General features: G+C 54.9%; 21 protein-coding genes. 12 read left to right on the top strand and 9 right to left on the bottom strand.

What is annotated here, in order from left to right; all coding sequences use genetic code 11:
• Window positions 1-7: 7 nt before the first annotated feature.
• Entirely contained in the window at window positions 8-991 is a 984-nt protein-coding gene (locus VHE34_RS23485) for a Gfo/Idh/MocA family oxidoreductase (protein WP_325592465.1), read from the bottom strand.
• Between the two features lie 29 nt (window positions 992-1,020).
• On the opposite strand from VHE34_RS23485, the gene VHE34_RS23480 reads away from it, so the two are divergent.
• From VHE34_RS23480 to VHE34_RS23470, 3 genes are read left to right on the top strand one after another with little or no spacing between them, the layout of a single operon-like run.
• Window positions 1,021-1,695 (top strand): HAD family phosphatase, encoded by a 675-nt coding sequence (locus tag VHE34_RS23480; RefSeq protein WP_325592462.1) that lies wholly within the window; start codon window positions 1,021-1,023, stop codon window positions 1,693-1,695.
• 46 nt (window positions 1,696-1,741) lie between these two features.
• Window positions 1,742-4,012 carry a TonB-dependent receptor gene (locus tag VHE34_RS23475; RefSeq protein ID WP_325592460.1) on the top strand — a complete coding sequence of 757 codons (2,271 nt, stop codon included), beginning with the start codon at window positions 1,742-1,744 and terminating at the stop codon, window positions 4,010-4,012.
• A gap of 3 nt (window positions 4,013-4,015) precedes the next feature.
• Entirely contained in the window at window positions 4,016-4,825 is an 810-nt protein-coding gene (locus VHE34_RS23470; protein WP_325592458.1) for a DUF4249 domain-containing protein, read from the top strand.
• On the opposite strand, the gene VHE34_RS23465 is transcribed toward VHE34_RS23470, so the two are convergent.
• On the bottom strand, window positions 4,822-6,252 hold the full coding sequence (locus VHE34_RS23465; protein WP_325592456.1) for a sigma-54 dependent transcriptional regulator: 1,431 nt from the start codon (window positions 6,250-6,252) through the stop codon (window positions 4,822-4,824). The two genes, VHE34_RS23470 and VHE34_RS23465, sit on opposite strands and share 4 nt — an antisense overlap.
• 306 nt (window positions 6,253-6,558) lie before the next feature.
• On the opposite strand from VHE34_RS23465, the gene VHE34_RS23460 reads away from it, so the two are divergent.
• Complete coding sequence (locus VHE34_RS23460; RefSeq protein WP_325592454.1) at window positions 6,559-6,936, top strand: response regulator; 378 nt, start codon at window positions 6,559-6,561, stop codon at window positions 6,934-6,936.
• On the opposite strand, the gene VHE34_RS23455 is transcribed toward VHE34_RS23460, so the two are convergent.
• The gene (locus VHE34_RS23455; protein WP_325592452.1) at window positions 6,933-8,444 is read right to left on the bottom strand and encodes an alpha-amylase; all 1,512 of its coding nucleotides are present in this window, start codon (window positions 8,442-8,444) and stop codon (window positions 6,933-6,935) included. The two genes, VHE34_RS23460 and VHE34_RS23455, sit on opposite strands and share 4 nt — an antisense overlap.
• Window positions 8,445-8,544: 100 nt before the next feature.
• Between VHE34_RS23455 and VHE34_RS23450 the strand changes: the two genes are divergently transcribed.
• Genes VHE34_RS23450 through VHE34_RS23440 form a run of 3 tightly spaced genes read left to right on the top strand, consistent with a single transcriptional unit; the run spans window position 8,545 to window position 9,399 of the window.
• Window positions 8,545-8,781 carry a YtxH domain-containing protein gene (locus tag VHE34_RS23450; protein ID WP_325592451.1) on the top strand — a complete coding sequence of 79 codons (237 nt, stop codon included), beginning with the start codon at window positions 8,545-8,547 and terminating at the stop codon, window positions 8,779-8,781.
• An 8-nt stretch (window positions 8,782-8,789) separates the two neighbouring features.
• Window positions 8,790-9,131 carry a hypothetical protein gene (locus VHE34_RS23445; RefSeq protein ID WP_325592449.1) on the top strand — a complete coding sequence of 114 codons (342 nt, stop codon included), beginning with the start codon at window positions 8,790-8,792 and terminating at the stop codon, window positions 9,129-9,131.
• A 4-nt stretch (window positions 9,132-9,135) separates the two neighbouring features.
• Window positions 9,136-9,399 (top strand): hypothetical protein, encoded by a 264-nt coding sequence (locus VHE34_RS23440; RefSeq protein ID WP_325592448.1) that lies wholly within the window; start codon window positions 9,136-9,138, stop codon window positions 9,397-9,399.
• Here the strand turns inward: VHE34_RS23440 and VHE34_RS23435 are convergent.
• Complete coding sequence (locus VHE34_RS23435) at window positions 9,374-9,652, bottom strand: hypothetical protein (RefSeq protein ID WP_325592446.1); 279 nt, start codon at window positions 9,650-9,652, stop codon at window positions 9,374-9,376. The genes VHE34_RS23440 and VHE34_RS23435 overlap by 26 nt on opposite strands.
• 121 nt (window positions 9,653-9,773) lie before the next feature.
• Here VHE34_RS23435 and VHE34_RS23430 point away from each other — a divergent pair, with 121 nt between their 5' ends.
• From VHE34_RS23430 to VHE34_RS23415, 4 genes are all read left to right on the top strand, one after another.
• The gene (locus VHE34_RS23430) at window positions 9,774-11,612 is read left to right on the top strand and encodes a sensor histidine kinase (protein ID WP_325592445.1); all 1,839 of its coding nucleotides are present in this window, start codon (window positions 9,774-9,776) and stop codon (window positions 11,610-11,612) included.
• A complete protein-coding gene (locus tag VHE34_RS23425; protein WP_325592443.1) occupies window positions 11,609-12,280 on the top strand; it encodes a response regulator transcription factor in 672 nt (223 codons plus the stop codon). The genes VHE34_RS23430 and VHE34_RS23425 overlap by 4 nt, the downstream gene beginning before the upstream one ends.
• An 88-nt stretch (window positions 12,281-12,368) precedes the next feature.
• Complete coding sequence (locus tag VHE34_RS23420; protein ID WP_325592441.1) at window positions 12,369-12,947, top strand: sigma-70 family RNA polymerase sigma factor; 579 nt, start codon at window positions 12,369-12,371, stop codon at window positions 12,945-12,947.
• Window positions 12,928-13,311, top strand: coding sequence for a hypothetical protein (locus VHE34_RS23415; protein WP_325592439.1), 384 nt, complete (start codon window positions 12,928-12,930; stop codon window positions 13,309-13,311). Before VHE34_RS23420 ends, VHE34_RS23415 begins: the two co-directional genes overlap by 20 nt.
• Here the strand turns inward: VHE34_RS23415 and VHE34_RS23410 are convergent.
• Window positions 13,288-13,599, bottom strand: coding sequence for a hypothetical protein (locus VHE34_RS23410; RefSeq protein ID WP_325592437.1), 312 nt, complete (start codon window positions 13,597-13,599; stop codon window positions 13,288-13,290). The two genes, VHE34_RS23415 and VHE34_RS23410, sit on opposite strands and share 24 nt — an antisense overlap.
• Before the next feature lie 49 nt (window positions 13,600-13,648).
• On the bottom strand, window positions 13,649-13,888 hold the full coding sequence (locus VHE34_RS23405) for a hypothetical protein (protein WP_325592435.1): 240 nt from the start codon (window positions 13,886-13,888) through the stop codon (window positions 13,649-13,651).
• Window positions 13,889-13,964: 76 nt separating this feature from the next.
• Here VHE34_RS23405 and VHE34_RS23400 point away from each other — a divergent pair, with 76 nt between their 5' ends.
• On the top strand, window positions 13,965-15,461 hold the full coding sequence (locus tag VHE34_RS23400; protein WP_325592433.1) for an alpha-L-arabinofuranosidase C-terminal domain-containing protein: 1,497 nt from the start codon (window positions 13,965-13,967) through the stop codon (window positions 15,459-15,461).
• 260 nt (window positions 15,462-15,721) lie between these two features.
• Here VHE34_RS23400 and VHE34_RS23395 read toward each other — a convergent pair whose 3' ends face one another.
• The 3 genes from VHE34_RS23395 to VHE34_RS23385 form a co-directional block, all read right to left on the bottom strand.
• On the bottom strand, window positions 15,722-17,146 hold the full coding sequence (locus VHE34_RS23395; protein WP_325592431.1) for a C45 family peptidase: 1,425 nt from the start codon (window positions 17,144-17,146) through the stop codon (window positions 15,722-15,724).
• Between the two features lie 13 nt (window positions 17,147-17,159).
• Window positions 17,160-18,362, bottom strand: coding sequence for a hypothetical protein (locus tag VHE34_RS23390; protein ID WP_325592429.1), 1,203 nt, complete (start codon window positions 18,360-18,362; stop codon window positions 17,160-17,162).
• Window positions 18,363-18,480: 118 nt separating this feature from the next.
• Window positions 18,481-19,470, bottom strand: a complete 990-nt coding sequence (locus tag VHE34_RS23385; RefSeq protein WP_325592427.1) for an ion channel — start codon at window positions 19,468-19,470, stop codon at window positions 18,481-18,483.
• Between the last annotated feature and the right edge of the window lie 23 nt (window positions 19,471-19,493).

Here is a 19,493-nt window from a genome sequence, read left to right as displayed (position 1 = left end):
AATATTATTATTGCTCCGGATATTTCACACCTATCTGCCGCCGGATCTCATCCATCGTCTCGGCCATCATCAGGCTGAAAGAGTGCGGCAACATCGGGCTTTCGATGAGCCCAAGAGCGCGGCAACGCATCGTCTCCCGGATCTGGTATTCGAAGCCATTCACCATCGGCTCCAGGGTCACCGGTTGAGAAGGCTCGCCTGTCCGGCTCCATTCATACCGGTCATTCTTATACCAGGGCGTCGGGATGCGGATCATCGCCTCCGTGCCGGCGATCTCGGCCGTGATGGAGGTTTGGCAGGCCAGTGTACTGCTGATCACGGCTGAAGCGCCATCACCGTACTGCAACACGGCGTGACAGGTGACGTCACTGCCGGTGGGTGACAGGTCGCCGGCGGCGGTGATCCTGGCGGGCCGGCCCAATAACTGGGTGCAGAGGAAGAGGGGGTAGATGCCGATATCCAGTAACGACCCTCCGCCCAGCCGCATATTGTAAAGCCGGCCTTCGGGATTGAAGGGCGCCGGGAATCCGAAGTCCGCCCGGATGTATTTTATGGCGCCGATGGCCCCGGAGTCGATGAGTTCCCGGATTGACTGCATCAGGGGAATGAACCGGGTCCACATGGCTTCCATGAGGAAGGCGCCGGATTCGCGGGAGGCTGCAACCATGGCCGAGACTTCGTGGGCGGATAGGGCCAGCGGCTTCTCGCAAAGGACGGCCTTGCCGTGGCGAAGACAGAGGATGGCGTGCTCGGCGTGAAAACCATGTGGAGTGGCGATGTATACGGCGTCGATCGCCGGGTCGGAGACGAGCTCCTCATAGGACGAACAGGAAGCAGCAGCACCGTACTCTTTGGCGAAGGCGGCGGCCCGCGCGGCATCCCTCGATGCTACGGCCCGCAACGTAGCCCCTTCGACCATCCCCAGTGCGGCAGCGAACTTTTTTGCAATTTTCCCGGGGCCGATGATCCCCCATGAAGTGGTAGTAGTCATATAATTGCAAAGTAATCTATCTTCGCGAGATGCAGTACAACACCGCGAAACCCGAAGCCTTTATTTTCGACCTCAACGGCACAATGATAAACGACATGGAATACCACAGCATCGCCTGGCACGCCATTCTCAATAGCGATCTCAACGCCGGCCTCACCATGGCCGAAGTCAAAAGCCAGATGTACGGCAAGAACGAAGAACTCCTCGACCGGGTCTTCGGCAAAGGCAAATTCACCAAAGAGCAGGTCGACACCATCTCCATGAAAAAGGAAAAAAGCTACCAGGCGGCCTTCAGACCCCACCTGCGGCTGATCGACGGCCTCCCCAAATTCCTTGAAAAGGCGGGACAACACCGCATCAAAATGGCGATCGGCTCGGCGGCCATCCCCTTCAACATCGATTTCGTCCTCGACAACCTTCACCTCCGCCACTATTTCGACTCTATCGTCAGCGCAGACGAAGTAGCCGTCAGCAAACCCGATCCCGAGACCTTCCTGCTGGCCGCAAAGCTCCTCGGCATTCCGCCGGAACGCTGCCTGGTCTTCGAAGACGCCCCAAAAGGGGTTGAAGCGGCCCTGGGCGCGAACATGGCCTGTATCGTCCTGACAACCATGCACGAAAAGGAAGAATTCCAGCGTTATCCCAACGTCCTGAATTATATTGCAGACTATACCGACCCATCCCTTGAAGAAATATTTATATAGACCGATTGGCCTTGTATCGACTGCATTTTTGATTAGCCTGGCGGCTATGGCGCAAACCCACTATACCGCCAACGGAACCGTCCGCGACAAAGCCTCCGGCGAAGTCCTGATCGGCGCCAGCATCAGTATCCAGGAGATCCCGCGCAGCGGCATCCTGAGCAACGCCTATGGCTTCTATTCCATCAGCGCGCTCCCCGGCCGGTACCATCTCCTGGTGTCTTTCTCCGGCTATCAGACCGACACGGTCGACCTGTCCCTCACCAAAAATCTCGAGGTCCCCGTCGAACTGGTCCCCGCCGGAAACTCCCTCGCCGCCGTCGTGGTCAGCGCGACAAAAAAGAACGAGAATGTCACCCGTCCACTGATGGGAGTTCAAAAGCTCACCACCAGCGAGATAAAGAACGTCCCTGTTTTGTTTGGGGAAAAAGATGTACTCAAGACCATCCAGCTCCTCCCGGGCATCCAGTTTGCAGGCGACGGCAACAGCGGCTTCTTCGTGCGGGGTGGGGGAGCGGATCAAAACCTCATCCTCCTCGACGAAGCCACGGTCTACAATCCTTCGCACCTGCTGGGTTTTTTCTCGACCTTCAACTCCGACGCTATAAAGGATATCACCGTATACAAAGGCGGGATGCCCGCCGAATATGGGGGCAGGCTGAGCAGTGTCGTCGACATAAAGATGAATGACGGGAATAACAAAGACTATCATTTCGGCGGTGGGATCGGTCTCATCTCGACGCGCCTGAATGCCGAAGGCCCCATCGTAAAGGATCGCGGCTCGTTCTCCATCAGTGGCCGCCGCACTTATGCCGACCTCTTTCTGAAACTGTCCCCGGATTCCTCCGTCAGCGATAACAGCCTCTATTTCTACGATCTCAATGTCAAGGCCAATTACAAACTGAGTGAAAGAGATCGAGTCTTTCTCTCGGGGTATTTCGGCCGGGACTATCTCAGCTTCGGAAACACCTTCGGCATCGACTACGGAAATGCCACCGGAACGGCCCGCTGGAACCACGTCTTCAGCAGCCGCCTTTTCTCCAATACCTCTCTTATCTACAGCAAGTACAGCTATAAGATCCGGATCAATTCCAACAATAACAATATCGGGCTCACGTCCAATATCAAGGATCTCGACCTTAAGGAAGATCTGCAGTATTACATCGACGCCGGCAATAAGGTCAACTTCGGCCTCAGCGCCATCCACCATGCCATCGCTCCGGGCATCCTTTCGGCGTCCGCGACCAGCAGCTTCAACTCGCTGAACCTGCAAAGCAAATACAGCCTCGAGAACGCGGTCTATATCTCGCATGAATGGTCGCCCACCGACAGGGTCCATCTCGACTACGGACTTCGGGTCTCCTCTTTCCTCGCACTCGGCCCCGGCGCCTTCTATACCTACGATGCGAATGGGAATCCCAAAGACTCGACGTATTATCCTTCCGGCAGGATTGCAAAGAGCTATACGAATCCCGAGCCGCGGGCTTCGCTAAGCCTCCAGCTATCGGAGGCGTCGTCGATAAAATTAGCTTACAACCGCAATACGCAAGTCCTTCACCTTCTTTCGAACTCCACCTCTGCCAACCCCACCGATCTCTGGATCCCCAGCAGCAACAACGTGAGACCCGGTATCGCCGACCAGGAGTCGATAGGGTTTTATAAGAATGCGGACAACAATCGCTACGAGTTCTCCGTCGAGGCGTACTATAAATCCTTGCAGAACCAGATAGACTACAAGAATGGCGCCCAGCTTATCGCCAACACCAACGTCGAATCCCAGCTGCTCTTCGGCAAGGGCCGGGCGTATGGCCTCGAGCTATTCGCCAAGAAAAAGGCCGGCCGCCTCACCGGTTGGATCAGCTATACCCTCTCCCGCACCGAGCTCCGGATCGACGGGATCAACCAGGATAAATGGTATCCCGCAAAACAGGACCGGACACACGATATCGCCATCGTCGGCATCTACCCCGCCGGCCCGAAATGGACCCTGTCGGCAACCTGGGTCTACTATACCGGCAATGCCGTGACCTTCCCCAGCGGCAAATACCAGGTGGCCAACCAAACGGCTTTCTATTACACCGAACGCAACGGCTACCGCATGCCCGCCTACCATCGGATGGATGTAGCCGCCACCCTACAGGGAAAGAAAAGGAAGAAGTGGGAAAGCAGCTGGACCTTCTCCATCTATAACCTTTATGGCCGGGAGAATGCCTATAGCATCGTTTTCCAGAACGACCCCGACGACCCTACAAAGACCCAGGCCCTTCAATACGCCCTTTTCCGGTTCGTACCCGCCGTGACTTATAACTTTAAATTTTGATCGATGAGAAAAATCCACATAGTCCTCATCCTGGCCGCGACGGCCGCCGTCACGGGGGTCGCCTGCAAAAAGGTGATCAGCGTCGATCTCAACAACGCGGCGCCCCAGCTTGTCATCGAAGGAGAGGTCACCAATGTCAGGGGACCCTTCCCTGTCCGCATCTCCAAATCCGTCCCTTTCGGGGCGAGTAACGACTATCCCCCCGTTACCAATGCGGACGTATACATTACCGATAGCACCAATGGGATCGTGGATCACCTCTCCCAGGCCAATTCGGACCCGGGCGTCTACCTGGCCCGGGGTACGGTGGGAGTGGCCGGCCATACCTATGTTCTGAGCGTCACCGTCGACGGAAAGCAATACAGGGCCGTTTCGACCATGCCGAAGGCCATATTCCTCGATTCAGTCACCTTCGCCCTGAATTTCGATTTCAACAACAAGCAGGAGATAGATGCCGTGGTCAACTTCCAGGACCCTCCCGGGCCCGGCAACTACTATCAATTTACCGAGATGGTCAACGGCAGGAACATACCCAACGTATTCGTATTTGAAGACCGGTTGTCCGACGGGAGATATATCGAACAGCCCCTGTTCAACGACAGCGCCTACCTGCAGAAGAACGATACCCTGCTGCTGACCATGAACTGCGTGGACAAGAATATCTATAACTATTTCTTCACCCTGGCCAACGTCACCGGCAACAACAACTTCCAAACGGCAACGCCGGCGAATCCGAATACGAATATCACCGGCGGTGCTTTAGGTTACTTCAGCGCCCATACGACGCAGAAGGTTGAGGTAGCAGTATACTAGGGCTGATAACTCTTGATCTTATTATAGAGGGTCTTGCGATCGATCTTCAGGATCTCCGCGGCCCGCGACTTATTGTAGTTCACCTGCTTCAACACATTCATGATCGTGTCGTACTCGGCCTGCGCCGCCGCATTTTTCAGATCGGTCTCCTTGTGTGCAATGGGATGGTGCACGGGCGCCACCGCCGGCGCATCCACGGTCTGGGCGCTGAAATTCTGCGCAAACCCGTTGTTGTCCACGATCTCCGCCGGCAACACCCGGGGACTCACCCGGCCACTGGAGGTCAGTAAGGCGGCACGGCGGATGACGTTCCGGAACTCCCGGAGGTTGCCCGGCCAGGGATAGTTCAGGAAGATCTGCATGACCTCCGGCTCGAACCCTTCGACTTCCTTGTTCAATTCCTTATTGGCCTTCGACAGGAAGAATTCTGCAAACAATGGGATGTCCTCCTTCCGATTGCGAAAGGCCGGCAATACGATGGAGAATTCGTTGAATCGGTGGAACAAGTCCTCCCGGAACTTCCCTTTCCGGTAAGCGTCCTGCAAATTCTCATTCGAAGCTACGATGATGCGGACATCGGTATCCATTTCCTTCGTGCCGCCGACCCGTTTGAATTTCCGTTCCTGGATCACCCGCAACAGGGCTGCCTGGATCTCGACGCTGAGATTGGCTACCTCATCCAGGAACAACGTGCCGCCGTTGGCCAGCTCGAAATGACCTTCCTTATCTCCGAGGGCGCCGGTGAATGCGCCTTTTACGTGTCCAAAAAGTTCGCTTCCCGCCAGTTCCTTTGAGAGTGTACCGCAGTCCATCGCGATAAAAGGTTTGTCCTTCCATGCGCTGTTGCCGTGTATCGTCCGGGCGATGACTTCCTTACCCGTACCACTCTCTCCGTAAAGAATGATGCTGTAATTGGTCGGCGCCACCAATTCTATCTGGCGGTACAGTTCTTTTGTCACCGGCGCCTGACCTACCAGGAATTCCTCTTCCGAACTCGATCGGATCGGGCGGCGCGCCGCCGGCGCGGGCGCATTTGCCGACGGCTTTGGAGTGTCGACCCCCTCCGGCGACTGCTGCAAAGCCCTGCCGATGACACTCAACACCTCTTCCGGAATAAGGGGTTTCGTGATATAATCGAAGGCTCCCGCCTTGATCACGTCCACCGCCGTCTTGATGTCGGAATACCCCGTTATGATGATAACGATCGCATGCGGATCGAATTGCTTGATCTCCCTCAACACTTCTCTCCCTTCCTTGTCCCCCAGCCGGAAATCACAAAGCACAACGTCGAATTTGGATTCTTTGAACTTGGCAATCCCCTTATTACCGCTATGACTGGCTTCAGTCTCATACCCTTTTTTCTGAAGAAAGCGGCCAAGCAGGTTGCACATATCCATATCGTCGTCAATGATGAGAATTCTCTTCATAGTCATTGTTTGATTTTCAAATATAACCGATTATACAATCTATACTCTATTCTAAAACTCTTGCCAATTTCCTGCGGCTTGGGAAACAGGGTTATGAAGGGTTTGTGGGGAGTTAATTCCCCAAACTGGGGAGCGTCGGTTCCCTGAATTTACGAAAATTACCGAACATGGGATTCTTAAAGCGGGCGGCTGGTCGTTTTCCGGTGCGCTCCTGCCCAAAACTTCTATGGCAATAAAATTGTAACAACATAGTTATATAAAATTGTTTGGATTCTAAATTTTGACGGTTAAGTGGAAACAATTATTATGACAGACAAACGTAAAGTCCTGATCGTAGATGATGAACTGGATATTTGCTATTTGCTCAGCGGAATGTTGAAACAGCGGAATTTTCATACGGGTTTCGTCAACACGCTAACCGACGCCAGGATGGCCCTTGAGACCGACACGCCTTCCCTTATTTTTCTCGACAACTATCTTCCCGATGGTTTTGGCCTGGATTTCATTCCTTTTGTAAAGCAGAATTATCCCGAAGTAAAAGTGATCATGATCACGGCCCACGATAGTGCACAGGACAGAAAAAAAGCTTACGACGGTGGCGTCGACCTGTTCATCGCCAAACCGTTGAACCGCAAGCTCATTTATGACGCCGTGGATAAGTTGCCGGTAATGCAACATCGCTAGCTTCCCTCTCTCACCCAGACGGACACCGAGCATCCGGCGACACGGAATTCTCCCTTGCCTTCTTCGTCGATGGTTATTTTTTCGGATGACTTGCCAAGCCAATCGACAAAAGTCTTTCCCGCGTGCGCCTTCCCGACCTCCATGGTCTTGAAGCCCTCGTCCCCGTTGCTGATCAGCACCGCGCAGCCTGACCCGGGATGATCTCCATCGCCCTCCCGGGTCCAGCCGATGCAATTCGGATGATCCAGCCAGTCACGCTGGGGCCCATAGGCAAACCGCTTCCTGGCGGTCATCAGCTTTTCGATATTTTCCACTCCCGGCAGGTAGATCTCATAATCATTGCCGTCGTGCCCCTTGTCTTTATACTTTGCTCCATACAGGTCCGGGTAGAATACACAAGGGTATTCCACTTCCCGCAACAGAATGATCGCATAAGCCATCGGCTTGAACCAGGGTTCGACCGGCGCCTCGAGCGATTGCAGCGGCTGCGTGTCGTGATTGTCCACGACAGTTACGGCCAGGTCCGGCCGCGCCGCCACCAGCGTGTCATTGAAAATTGCCGTCAGGTCATAGTCCCGCTTCTGCTTACCCGCTGCCTCGAAGTTGTGATGGAGGGACGCGTCGAACAGCGACATCCTGCCTTCCGTAGCGTCGATATATTTCAGCAGCAACGGCAGGTTGCCCGGCGCCCAATATTCGCCAACGGCGAAGAATTCCTTCCCCGTCACGTGGCGCATATGATCCAGCCATTCGTTCTCAAAGGCGGGCGAGATATGCTTCACGGCATCCAGCCGCACGCCGTCGAAGCCCGTCGTCCGGCAATACCATTCTCCCCATCGCTTCAGTTCTTCCACGACCGCCCGGTTTCGGAACTCGATATCGTCATACATCAGGTAATCATAATTGCCCTTCTCTTCATCGATCACGTCTTCCCAACCCTCGCCATAATCGTTCAGGATGCTGTAGACGGCTGTTTCCTTTGTCTTATTGTCGAAATCCACCCCGGTGAAGCACCGGAAGTCCCAGATGAAATCGGAATATTTCCCCTTCCGGCCGGGAAACGTGAATTTGGTGTAGGCTTCGATATCGAAGGGCTCGCTGATGAACTTCGTGCGGTCCTCCGGATCGACCTTTCGCACCTTGATCGTCTCGATCTCGTCACCGCCCGCCTTATGATTGAGGACGATATCCACATACACCTGCATTCCCGCGGCATGAACAGCCTTGATGGCGTCGAGATATTCCTGCTTCGTCCCGTACCTGGTCCTTACGGAATTCTTCTGATCGAACTCGCCGAGGTCCCAGAGATCGTAGATATCGTACCCGATCGAATAGATCCCGTTAGTGCCCTTGCAGGCCGGCGGCAGCCAGATGGCGGTGAATCCCATTTCGGCCAGGCGCGGGGCCTCTGCTGCAACCTTCTTCCAGAGGCTGCCGTCGGCGGGATAGTACCAGTGAAAATACTGAAAGATGGTTCCATTTTGCGGATGATCCGAGTCCTTACTCATGTTGTAGAATTTTTTGCTCATATCTTACCAGCAAATAGAATACCCCCGCTGACAAATAAACTGGCAGGGAATTTTATACTTAAACTAAAAATCAACGCGTATGAACAACACATCCAAAATTTTACTCGGCTTCATTGCCGGCGCAGCGATCGGCGGCGCCCTGGGTATCCTCCTGGCACCGGATAAAGGATCGGAGACCCGTCGCAGGATCGCCGAAAGAGGTTCGGAGATAGGTGACTCCATCGCCGACTTCGGCGAGTCGGTAAAGGAAAAATTCAATGACGTCGTTGATGGAGTAAAAGGCAATTTTAACCGGGAAAAAAACCCGATGTCCTAAACCGTTTTATGGAGCAGGAACCGACAGATATCGACATCCTTCTTTCCGACGCCGGAGACTTCATCCAGACCCGGACCACCTTATGGAAATACAAGACGATCGAGAGCCTGGCCGATGTCTCCGGCGAACTGGTCTCCGGCCTGGGCCTCATCGTCATTGCGTCCTTCGTGATCATCCTGTTCAGCATCGGCTTTGCCCTGCTGATAGGGGAGTGGCTGGGAAAAAGCTATTATGGATTCTTTGTTATGGGGGGACTCTACGTCATTCTCGGCCTGATCATTTTCGCCGGGCGGCGGAAGTGGCTCAAGGACCCCTTTAGCAACATGCTGATCCGGAAGATCTTAAAATAATCGTATGGCGAGGATAAAGACGATCGAAGAATTACGGGAAGCAATACGCGATCTCGAACACCAGAACTATGTCAACGAGCAGCACATGCGCAGCCGTATTGCGGTGGTCACAGATCGCCTCAAGCCCGCGAACATTATAAAGAACCTGTTCTCGCATTTTTTCAGCCGTGCCAACGAGCCAAAGACCACGCTGGTCAAGATCGTCGCCGGCTTCGCCACCAGCTTCCTCCTGAAGAAAGTCTTTAAAAAGAGCCTCGCCGGCAAATAGGGAGGGTCTTTCGCAGGAACCCGATGCGCAATTCATCCTGCCGCTCCTTTAGGAAGGCAAATACATGCTTCAACACCACCCGGTACACAAAGACGCCCTTGCGTTGAGCCCCGCTCAATTCCTCCATCCGCTGTCGCAATTCGGCAAGAATATTCTCCGTCAGGGCCTTTAGCTGCTTCTCATCGGTATGCCCGGTAAGCCTCACGACGGAATTAAAAATAGCTGGGTAATAAGAGTCGATAAGTTGGTTCAATCAGTTGGATGTCTTGATAGGGTAAGTTATTGTAGCCGTCCCGGCAGACAAAAAACTACTGAATTTTCCGCAATAAGAATTGAACAAGTACTATTGTATTGTTTTTTATTTACATTTGATCATGCGGTGTTGGAATTGGCTAAAATCCCTTTTCACGGTACTGAGCGTTATAACCGGTCTTATTGGACAGGCCCAGCTGTCCGATTCTCTGAAATACCGGTGGGCCTACCTGGAAGCCCGGCTTCAGGCCGGCGTGCTGAAAGATACGGATTATTGCAGAGCGATAGACTCCATCGCGCCGATGCTGGAAGCGGATGACAGTCTCCCCCAATTACTCTCTTCTTACCAGAAGATCGCCTTCGGCGATCCGGCCCTGCACCGCCAACGGGCCTACTATTACACTTATTTGGCGCTCAATGCATACAATACCCATAAGTTCGGGTCCGCGATCTATTATTCAGAGAAGAACAACGAGGAAAGAATAAAGGCCGGTCTTTTTGAAAAGGGTGATCTGGCTCATAGCGATCTGTTTGCGCTTTCCTTATATTACAACAACAGGGATTATGCAAAAGTGATCATCAGGCTGCTCGCCCTGGCCCCGGCCCTCCGCGGAATCCCTGCCGCCGTCACGTCGGGCAGAACAAGCCCTGAACAGGTCTTCGTGGCGCTGAGCATTCTCCAGACGGCGGTCTACACCTATGCGAAGACGGGCGATGCGGCGGCCCGCGACAGCGCTTACACGCTGGCGGAAGCGATCCAGCAGAATGTCCGGCTGCATCCGGAGAAATATGCCGCGTCGTTCCGAAACTATGACTATCTCCGGCACAATACGGCCTACCGTAACGAGCTGAGCCTTGGCCACACCGGCAAGGCCCGGGATCTTCTCAACGCGGCTATGCGCGACGTCGAATCCCCGGATTTTCCCGCCCGGCTGAAAGCCGATTACGCCGTGTCACTGTACACCGAGGCCGTGGAATTTTATTTCGACCATAACCAGGTGGACAGCGCCCGCCGCTATCTGCAGATATTGAACGGACATGGGCCAAACGCCGCATATGCGGTCACCGACCCCGGTTTCCTGCTGATAAACGACAGCCGCCTGTTGGCTCACGAAGGGAGATATGCGGAAGCCTGGCAGGCGCTTCACAAGGCCTGGCTTCTCCGCGACTCGGCCTTTTACAGCGTCAGCTCCGACCGTGACAACAATCTCTACGCCCTGGCGGAAGCAGAGAATGCCCGCGCCGGGCTACTTCGGGCCGAAGAAGGCAGACGCGCCGCCCACCAGTCCAATCTCTTACTCTTCTTTATCCTGACCCTGATCGTTTTGGGCGGTCTCTCCGCCTTTCTTGTCTACCATGCCCGCCAGCAGCATCGTCTCCTCCGGCTCCAGGGCCACCTGGCCAGCAACTTCCACGACACCGTAGGGCCGATGCTCCTCTATGCCAATGCCCTCGTAAAAAAGGAGTCCGACCGCTACTCCTCCGAAGGCCTCGACCAGTTGAAGGGGCAGATCGGCCAGATCATGGAGGCCGTCCGCGGCATTTCCCATGACCTCAAATCCAGCCGGCTCGGCACTATCAGTGCACTGGGCCGCGACCTCAATGCCATGCTGGAAAAGATCCGCGAAGCGACCGGCATCGCCTTCACCCTCACCGTCGAGAACGGCAATGTCATCCTCAGCCACTTCCAGATGACCCACCTGTCCAGGATCGTGCACGAGCTGATCTCCAATTCCATCAAACATGCGGCCTGTAATACTATTGTCATCGTCCTGAAAGGGGTCCCTCATAACCTGCAGATCGACTACACCGATGACGGCAAGGGCTTCGATCCCTCCGCCGGGGGGGGCATCGGCCTGCAAAATATCAACGAACGAACCGCGTCCCTGCGGGGCCGCTTTGAGCTCAACAATAATTTTCCCAACGGCTACACCGTCGCGCTTTCAATCCCGTTATTATGAGTGCATCCTTGAAACATTACGGCTCCCTGCTTGTGATCGATGACCATAATATGATCGTCAACGGTATCCGCCTGCTCATCGGCAACCGGTTCCAGGACATCTGGCAGGCCAACACCGCCGCCGCCGGCCTGAGCCTGGCTACCCAACGCCGGCCGCAGCTGGTCATCGTCGACTATGTCCTGCCCGACGGCACAGGCGACACCATTGTAAAAGAGATCAAATACCGTTGTCCCGCCACGCGTATCCTCGCCTATTCCTTCAACGGCTATTCCGCCGCAGTCCTCAAGATGTTCGGCGCCGGCGTCCATGGCTATGTCATAAAAAGTGAGAACGATGAAGAATTCGTTCACGCCGTGTGTACCCTCCTCGAAGGAAAGGAATATTTCTGCCGGGAGGCCCGCAATCATATCATCCACCGCGTCTTCCCGGAAGAAGAGCACCCCCGCCTCATCGTCGCCAATACCGGCTTCTCTGCCAAGGAAATAGAGATCATCCGGCTCATCTGCCAGCAAAAGACGGCCCGGGAGATCAGCACCCAGGTATACCTTTCCGAGCGCACCGTCGAACAATACCGCAGTAATATCTCCAAACGCATCGGCGCCCGGAACATCGCCGGGATCATCCGCTTCGCCCTGCAAAATCACATCATCGACCTCGCAGACTTATAAAAACCGGGGGCGGGGCTCACCGGCCGAAGGCCAATTATTAGCGGAAAATTCGTATCTTCAACACCCAACGCCAAACTAACGACCTGCAATGGCCTCCGTCAATCTACTGGACGAAAATCTCCTTCTCTGGAACAAGTTCCGCAACGGCGACGCCGATGCCTTCGGTGAATTGATGCGTGCCCACTACCAGGACCTCTTCAACTACGGCACCCGGTTCACAAAAGACACCGGGCTGGTCAGGGACTGTATCCAGGACCTCTTCCTTACCCTTTGGCTCAACAGGCTCACCGTCAGCGAAACCTCCTTTATAAAATACGATCTCCTCCGATCCCTTCGCCATAACCTTACGAGGACCATCAGCCGCTCCCGCCGGGCTGTCGAGCCCCAGTTCGAATATCTCTTCAACAGCCCTCCTATCGGCGGCAGCCTGATCCGCGAAGAACAACTCGCCGATCTCGCCCGTAAGATGCGCAGATCGCTGGCCGGCCTCTCCCGCCGCCAGCAGGAGGTGATCTATCTCCGGTTCCATATGGACGCCTACGCCGAAGACATCGCCGGGATCATGTCCCTTAGCGGTCAGTCGGTGCAAAACCTTCTCAACGACGCGCTCCGCCGCCTCCGCAAGGTCAGAAAATTCATTTTTACGAATGTCAATCGAAGATTATAGCACTCTCGAGGACCTCGCCTTCTCCCGCAGCTTTCGTAACTGGGTGCTCAACCCTGAGGGGCCCGAGGCGGATTTCTGGACCAACTGGGTGGCTCACAATCCCGAAAAAGGGGAATTGGTCAACCAGGCAAAAGCGGCGATTGCCGCCCTTGAGTTGAACCTGAAACCGTTGCCCGGCAGGACCATCGATACCGAGGTCCGGAAGGTTGTGCAAAAAATAAAGGACGGTCGCGTCAACGCCGTCCGGGAGATCCCCCTGCGAAATAGCTTGTTGGGCCGCCGCCCGGCCCGTACCTGGACGGTTGCCGCTATCATCGCCGCCGTCGCCATCCTCCTTATTTTATTCCGTATCTTCCGGCAATGAGTAGAGGATACTCTGCAAGGCCGAGATCCGGTCCTCCGCCCCTTGCTTCCGCAGGTAGACAAAGACATGCCGGATCAGTATTTTATAGATGAACGCCGGCGGGCGGAGTTCGGTCAGCACCTGGTCGCGGGTTCGCCAAAGTTCGTCGAAGATATCCATAGTGATGTTCCCGAGGTCCTTTTCATCGGTGACCCCGGTCAGCTTCGTAATGGCCGAATAGATGGAAGGATAATAGAAATCAATGAATTCACTGAATAAAAGCAATTGATCCGTCCTTTTTTCGCTCATGATTTACTTTTAATAAGGTACAATGGTTAACAATAGTCAACGCCGCCAGTCAAAACGTAATCGCAAAAGGTTGTTTTTTTGGCAGCTGATCTTTGTCCTGTTTATACAACAGCTGGCCGCCCAGGATATTGTCCTTCAGGCAGATAAGACGGTTGCCGCCATTCAGCCCACGATGTGGGGCATCTTCTTCGAGGACATCAATATGGCCGCCGACGGCGGCCTCTACGCCGAGCTGGTCAAGAACCGGTCCTTCGAGTTCACCAGTCCGCTGATGGGCTGGAAAGAGCATCCTTCCCTTCCAGGCACTGCCAGCCTCCTCGTCCTTAACCGCTCGGCCGAAAACCCCGACAATCCTCGCTATATCCGTGTCGGCCACTACACCGACGCCCCTTACGGTCTCGGGAATGAAGGCTTCCGCGGCATGGGGATCAAAAAAGGCGAGACCTATTTACATCGGCTTCGATGGCCAGGGCAGCGTCGATCTCGACATGATCTCGCTGTTCCCCGACCATACCTGGAAGCATCGGGCGAACGGCCTCCGCCCCGATCTCGTTCAGCTCCTTGCCGATATGCACCCCGGCTTCATCCGCTTCCCGGGAGGATGTATCGTGGAAGGACGGGATCTGACCAATCGCTATCAATGGAAGAATACGGTCGGTCCGGTCGAGCGCCGCAAGGGGATCATCAATCGCTGGAACACTGAATTTGCTCACCGGCTGACGCCCGACTATTTCCAGTCCTTCGGTCTGGGCTTCTTCGAATATTTCCAGCTGGCCGAGGACATCGGCGCCGAGCCCCTGCCGATACTCAACTGCGGCATGGCCTGCCAGTTCAACACCTCCGAAGTAGTGGCGATGCCCGATATCGATGCCTATGTGCAGGACGCCCTCGATCTCATCGAGTTTGCCAACGGTGACCCCTCTACGAAATGGGGCGGTCTCCGGGCGGCCATGGGCCATCCGGAACCTTTTCACCTGAAAATGATGGGAGTTGGGAACGAACAATGGGGACCCCAATATATCGAACGCTATAAAGTCTTCCAGCAGGCCATTAAGGCAAGATACCCCGGCATCCTCCTGGTCAACAGCACCGGCCCCGACCCCAACGGGGAGAAATTCGATTTTCTCAACGATACGCTCCGACGGCTGCACGCCGATATCCTCGACGAACATTACTACCGGAACCCGGAATGGTTCCTTCAGAATGCAACCCGCTACGACCACTACGATCGCGGCGGACCCATGATCTTTGCCGGCGAATACGCCGCGCAAAGCGACAAGGTGGTATCCGTCAATAACAGGAACAACTGGCAATGCGCCCTGGCGGAAGCCGCCTTCATGACCGGGCTCGAACGCAACGCGGGGGTGGTCCGCATGGCTTCCTATGCCCCGCTCTTCGCCCATATCGACGGCTGGCAATGGGCCCCCGACCTGATCTGGTTTGACAACATCGGCTCCTATGGCACTCCCGACTACTATGTTCAAAAGCTCTTCGCGACGAATAAAGGCGATGCCACGCTCGCCCTCACGCGCAACGGTCAACCCCTCGCAGGGCAGGACGGTCTTTATGCCTCTGCTGCCATTGATACGGCCTCACACGAGATCATCCTCAAACTCGTCAATACCACGGCTCAGGCGCAATCTCCCACGATCCGGCTCGCGGGAATTCGCAAATCCAATGCCCCGGCGACAGCCCTGGTCCTCACAGCCGCAGAACCCGGCGCCGTCAACAGCCTCGACAACCCAACGGCCATCAGCCCTGTCGCAATAAAGATGCTCTGCCGCGGCAAAACCATCACTCCAACTCTCGGTCCATATAGTTTTTCGGTGATCAGGATCAAGAATCAGGCGATTGATCTATGAAACCAGCAAAAGCCGGCACAGCCGGCTTGGCTGAAAGCCAAATAATTAGACGGTTTGAGCCGGCGGGTAAATTTTAAAAAACCCAGAGGCTCAAACCAAAATGGTACGGTAATTGTGGCTTAACGCCTAAGTTCGCCTCCTAACCTGACCCAACTTAATTTCCTGTGACGAACCTGTAACAACATCTGATCATCTGCGCAACTAGTAATGCATTTATGGGGTAATGTACGGACGACCCACCGCTACGTTACCCTCTTTTTTTAATGCTTCGCTTCGAACAACGTCCACGGCCACGCCTTCATATCATGAAGGTATCTCGACAACCATTCATATTCCGGATGGGCCGTAAAAAAGGGCGCCGCCAAAAAATCCTCGCCACTCGGATTGCCCATATGCGCCCAGAACTTCAACTCCCGCGCAAGCGCCGCCGTCGTCACCTTCCCCTGCACCGTCCCCCCGGGAAAATAAGGCCCCCATCCCCATTCCGGACATCCCTTCGGGTCCGTGTCGACCCGGCCCGCGATCACACACCGGCTCGCTTCCTTCGCCCCGGTCAGCTGATTATACGTATCGCCCTCGATCATCTTCGCGGTCTCCGCGTCGATCTTCCCCTTGTGATCGGCGCTAAGCCGCTCCCAGCGCCGCCTCCGGCTGTTGGGGGAATTCGTGCTGTCTGCCGGGTCGAAGGTCGTTTCCTCTTTGATCAACTTCTCATCGGCCGCCCAGTTGCTACCCGTATATATCCCATCCCTGGTCCGCCATACCGGGTGATTCTTCAGTCCCAGCTCCACTTTCGCGATCTCGTTGGTCTTCGTGTCCCCGACCAGCCAGTCATTTGCATAACCGCCGTTATTCCCGGTGGTCATGATCTGGACGAAGTCATCGATGCTATTTGCATATTGGGCCGCTTTCCGCGCCCGCACAAATTCGGGAATGCCCTTCTCGTCAAATCCCTTGAATTGGGTGATCGTTGTTTCCGTGATCAGCATGCCGCCACCGGTGACCACGAAATCGTCCCCGCTATGGATAAACCCCGGCATCATATCCATGAACAGCCGGTTCCCCGTTTGCGGGATGATATCCGCGATGACATTCCACCGCTCGCCGTACACAAAGTCCGTCCAGTTGTTATGACCGATAGCGATCTGCCCGTCGGCCGTATAGCTGCCCGTAGCGATGAATCCACTGCAGTTTCCAGGCGCTTTGTTATTGGCGGCGGCCGATCCCGGATGCGCCTTCTCCGCCAGCGCAGGGACATAATATTGCGAAAGTTCGATATTCCCGTTCAGCACCACGATATCGTGCACGTCATAAGACTTACCCCTGGCCTTTAGTCCCTCCGTGATCCCGGTTATCTCCTCCTGGTATTCGGGGTCGATCTTGTCCCAGAACGCCTTCTTCACAAACGCTTTGTAGAAGGCCCAGTCCTTGCCCGACTCATGCGGCAGAACCAGCTTCATCGCCCGGATCAGATCGTCGATCTCCGTGGCCAGCAAATAGCCGTTCTGGAACCCGATATCCTTCGGGCTCCCTTCGAGGTGGACATAGATCCAACCATTCCTGTCCTCCCGGCTGGCGTTGCCCAGGCGGGGGTTCTTTTGTTGGGGGAAACCGGCGTTGCAAAACAACAGCAGCGCCACAAGCAGCGCCATTTGCGCCGTCAGCAGTGCGGGTAATTTTCTCATATCGGGAAGGTACTCAAAATACTTCACCCAGGTTGACAAAAAAACCACCCGATCCATGCGAGCCCCAGCCGTAATCGACGCACAGATTGGTGCGGGAGAACTTGTTCAGGCTGATCCGGAACCCAAGTCCATAGCCGGGTTGAATATAGGTAAATTGTCCCGTGGCCAGTTCGGAGAAGGACTGGGCGTTGGCGAACAGGACTCCTCCCAGCAGCCCGTTCGGAGTGAGGCCAAAGCGGTATTCCGACTCGAAGTAGAGCATGTTCCGGCTCCGATACCGTCCCTGGATATATCCCCGCGCGGTATTGCTGTAGGCATCCCAACCGGTACTGGGCAGCAGCAGATAAGGCGGCTTGCCCCCACCCACGGTAAACCAGTCGTAGGTCCACAGCGCCAACACATTGTGAGTGCTGCCGGGGAAAGGAATGAATTTCCGGGCATCGACCAGCAAGGACTGCCAGTTATCGTCGCTGCCCAGGAAGGTGAAATTCGGCCGCCAGGTGACACTGGCAAAGGCGCCTTTGAGGGGATTGATGGGGTTGCGCCGGTCGTCATAGAGAAAATGCAAGGATACACCCGCCGCCTGTTCGGTCTTCGTCAACCCATATTTTTCCAGGTCGGTCGGCTTGCCGAACGGTGGGTCCACTTCCCGGATATTCCAGAAATAGTCCAGGTCGACCCCAACCCCGACATATAGGTCCCTGGTAACGCTCCGTAAAATGGCCTGATGGAGGCGCAGGTACCCGTAATCGATGTTGTAACCGCTGTCCGCATTCGTATTCCCTCCGAGCCCATACGTCAATGAGGGATACTTGAGATAGCGCCAGTCGGTCTGGATATTGTACTTGTTCCCCTTCGTCCAGATATTGGCCTGGACCGGGAGGATCACCTGCTTGTACTGGGAATAAGTGATGCTGGTCAGCACATTGGACAGGTTGGCCTGGCTGTGCTCGCTGGTATAAAAGGCGAAATTGCAGCTCAGGACACCCGCAAAACCCGTCTGTAAGGTATAGCCGGCCACGGGCAATGCGGAGATATGCAGCTTGCCCATCTTCTGGTGAACCGTGTCCACCCGGGTGCTCCGATGGCCCTTCAGGAACGACCGGCCGACGTCGACAAGATCTATCGTATTGGAAGACAAGGAGTCCTGCGCCGTCAGACGCAGGAAGGAAAAAAGAGAAATAACCAGGTATAGGTATTTGCTAGCGGATTTCAATAATCAATGGTGGCTTGATGATCCAGCGATCCAGATACGTCGGTATTTTTGATAGGTTGCCACGGCAAAAGCTTAAAAAGGATAAGGATTTATTACAGCGGGACAAGCGGTTGTAGTATCAACTCTTCTTTAAATCCCGGTATTCGTTCAATTTTTGCAGTTCCAGGATGGTGGTTCTGCCATCCTCGCTCTCCCGGTACATCGGGACGAATTTTCCGTCGAACCGGATCTCATGATAGGTATAAGAAGTCCGCTGTTGTACGAAATTGGAATAAACATCGTCAAACCCCCGGATGAGGACATAGATCTCCACATCGGACGCCTCCATATCCTCCTCCGTAAACCCCTGCAACGGGCTCTGTTCGTCGATGGGATGCACGACAGTCCAGTTCATCGGCAGACTCTCCACCTTTGTCCGTTCGAGGTTCAGATCGTAGTAGACATACTCGGCATTGCCGTCCGGCTGCATCATCTTCAAGCCGATGTTCACCCGGATCTGGACGTCCGTCAGGGTATGGTTGTCCTTGTAGGGGGCGAACCGGAACATCAGCGCGGTCTTTCCCCTGAAAGGGCTGACAAGAGCAAAGTCACTGAACATCAAAAAACTCCTGGGCCTCGAGAACCGGCCAAAGATAAGCCCGGTGGCCAGCGCAAAGGACAACCACCCGCTCATCGCCTCGATCGCGGCCACGACATTGGCGCCGTCGCCCACGGGATTCACCCGTCCATAACCCACGGTGGTAAAGGTTTCCGCGCTGAAGAAGAAGGCTTCCTTGAACCTGCCCCAGGGCGTGGTGGCCACAACCCCCGCCAGCCCGTCGACGCCGACGGCCAGGTAGATTACCGAATAGATCAGGTTGATAAAAATGTAGAAAAGCACCAGCAGGGAAATGAACTTCCAGCGCGGCATGGACAGCATGCTGTGGTAGATGCTGAACCGTTCGAAAAAATTGACTCCTTCCTTCTGCAGGTTGAACGTGCCGTCCCGGTTGATAAACCTGCCCCCGTAGTTTGCCGCATTCGTCCCAAAACCGGTGTCATTATTGGTCTTGAGCAGCGGATTCATCTTCCGGCTATAAGTAGTAGTCTTGTTCCTGGTATCTGCCATACGATGTGCAAAGCTAAGTTGTC

The organism is Puia sp. (assembly GCF_035546395.1).
Classification (GTDB): domain Bacteria; phylum Bacteroidota; class Bacteroidia; order Chitinophagales; family Chitinophagaceae; genus Puia.
The sequence above is the reverse complement of the archived record's forward strand: the minus strand, read 5'-3'. Positions and strand labels throughout refer to the sequence as shown.